The following is a 2447-nucleotide window of genomic DNA, read 5'->3' on the forward strand; positions in this document are numbered from 1 at the left end:
GTACTCCTGCCATAGTTAACTCGCAGTCGGCACTACCATCATGGTTATAGTCAGCAATCCACTGCAGGTGAGAACCAACTTGTCTAATAACGGCCAGATCTGTTTTGCGATCGCTATTAAAATCCGCAGCATTAGCGGAGAAGGTCACCAAAAGGGATGACAAGGCAATTAAACCAGTTCCAAAAAATAATTTCATTTTCACTCTTGAGTAATGTAAAAGCTAGTATTGGCAAGCGTTGTTGCTTTGGTAATCAGTGGAATAACGTTTAATTATCGATCTTGCAACCAGAAGGATTTATTTGACACTCTTGATTGCTTGATTTTGCTGTGAGAGTATTTGCGTTTTTGATGTTGCTTATCCACGGGATGAATTGGCAGCAATATTGGCTGCATTGGCAATGGAAAGTATTTAGGGTGATTTTCCATTGCCAATGAGTCCGTGAAGCCTGCTCATGTTATTGGCCATAACCACTGACATGGATAAGCTGGTAGCCTTGATCTGTATACTTGTTGAACTCAGATTGGTATTGACCAGAGGTCATACCGTGGCGGGCTACCCAAGCAGGGCCGGAGCGCTTTTCCCAAATTGCAGCATATCGAGTCTGGTTACCAGTGCCATAGCCACTGACGTGGGTTAACCGAAAGCCCTGACTAGTGTACTTGTTAAACTCAGATTGGTATTGACTAGAGGTCATACCGTGACGTGCCACCCAAGCAGGACCAGAACGCTTTTCCCAAATCGCAGCATACCGGGCTTGGTTGCCAGTACCATAGCCACTGACTTGGGTGAGTCGGAAACCCTGACTGGTGTACTTGTTAAACTCAGATTGGTATTGACCAGAGGTCATACCGTGATGAGCTACCCAAGCGGGACCAGAGCCCTTTTCCCAAATTGCGGCATATCGAGCATTATTGCCGGAACCATAGCCACTAATGTGGGTGAGTCGAAAACCCTGCTGTGTATATTTGTTGAACTCCGCTTGGTACTGGCCGGAGGTCATGCCGTAACGTGTCACCCAAGCAGGACCGGAGCGCTTTTCCCAAATTGCGGCATATCGAGTCTGCCTACCGCTGCCAGATCCACTTACGCTGGTTAAGCGATAGCCTCGACTTACATATTTATCAAATTCGGACTGAAATTGACCGGATGTCATGCCATGGCGAGCCACGGAGGGGAAAGTTTTTTGATTAGAGTCTTTTTGCCAGATGGCTGCATACTTTGTTGTTGGGCCTGACGTAGCTATTAGGCTTGCAATTTTGATGGAGGGCTCGTTGGGAATAGTTTCTTGAGCGTGGACTTGAGTGGGGACTGTTATTGTTGTACCTATTGTTGCAATAGTTAAAAGGATAGAAGATATGATGCGTAGTTTCATGGTAATTGTTGTGATGATTTTGAACCTGTTTTAGGAGAGTTTATTTTTCTCTCTTTTGCTTTATAGGCATGACATATCAGAGTTATGCATAGTGGTCCATAAAGTAGCTCTTGAAAGTTTTGAAAGTGACTAGTCAGCAACCGTTTGCCCTGGTCACTTTCCTTTCTCCCTACTTCATAGGCAGAGCTATACATACTAAGAACTTAGCAGCCCTAAATAAGCGGGGTTTGAAGAGGGAATCAACTAGGTAACTGAAATCAGATCAGACTGAGTAACAGCCACGTTATTTACAATAGCTATGAGGTTATTTCCCTGTAAAATTGAGGTATTTCCTTGAATGATCTCAAGGCTGTAACCGCTGATATTTCCTGCAACTCGAATCTTATCCAGTTCACCACTGCTAAAGTCAAGAATAGTGGCGTAACTAGAGAGAGCCTGGTAAAAAGAATCTAGCACAAATATATCTGCTCCAGTTTCTCCGATAAGAATATCTTGCTGATCTGTAGTAGCTATTGTTGCTCCTTGTAGGAGATCATCACCTGTTCCGCCGATAAGCAAGTCACTGCCAGAGCCGCCATACAGTTTATCATTGCCGCCCTTGCCCACTAGGGAATCATCTTCTGAACCTCCATCTAGGATGTCATCGCCTGTTCCACCGATTAGGCGATCCATGCCTTCTTCACCGTATAATTTTTTGTTTCCAGACCATCCACCGTCAAGAGTATCATCACCAATGCCGCCGTAAAGGGTATCATTACCTCCATTCCCATATAGAAAGTCATGACCAGAACCACCATATAGAACGTCATGGCCTTCCAGTCCAGCTAAAGTTCTATCCCCGCTGACATCACCATATAGGGTATCGCTTCCATTGCCTCCCCATAGATAATCATTGCCACCATTTCCATATACAATACTCCGGACAGAATTAGGAGACTAGCACCCCATAGTCACAAAGACTTGGAAAGTTGGGATGTGATTTAATCAAAGTCTCGTCTAAGTCTAAGTTTCGAATAAACCTGTCAAGCAGATGCTGATTGAGTTTGCGACGTTTGTAGGAGGCCATGGAAAAGA

The 2447-nt window shown here is 44.6% G+C and carries 3 protein-coding genes; all 3 read right to left on the minus strand.

Annotated elements, in window-relative coordinates; all coding sequences use genetic code 11:
• On the minus strand, nucleotides 1-196 hold a 196-nt coding region (locus IQ260_RS29825; protein WP_193996677.1), incomplete at its 3' end, for a hypothetical protein.
• 259 nt (nucleotides 197-455) lie between these two features.
• The gene (locus IQ260_RS29830) at nucleotides 456-1373 is read right to left on the minus strand and encodes a hypothetical protein (protein ID WP_193996678.1); all 918 of its coding nucleotides are present in this window, start codon (nucleotides 1371-1373) and stop codon (nucleotides 456-458) included.
• A gap of 243 nt (nucleotides 1374-1616) precedes the next feature.
• Nucleotides 1617-2288, minus strand: coding sequence for a calcium-binding protein (locus IQ260_RS31335; protein ID WP_322745083.1), 672 nt, complete (start codon nucleotides 2286-2288; stop codon nucleotides 1617-1619).
• Nucleotides 2289-2447 lie beyond the last annotated feature (159 nt).

The organism is Leptolyngbya cf. ectocarpi LEGE 11479 (assembly GCF_015207065.1).
Taxonomy (GTDB): domain Bacteria; phylum Cyanobacteriota; class Cyanobacteriia; order Phormidesmidales; family Phormidesmidaceae; genus Leptothoe; species Leptothoe ectocarpi.

Coding starts and splice junctions, on each gene's coding strand:
- IQ260_RS29830 (WP_193996678.1), bottom strand. CDS start 1,373: ATGAAACTACGCATCATATCTTCTATCCTTTTAACTATTGCAACAATA.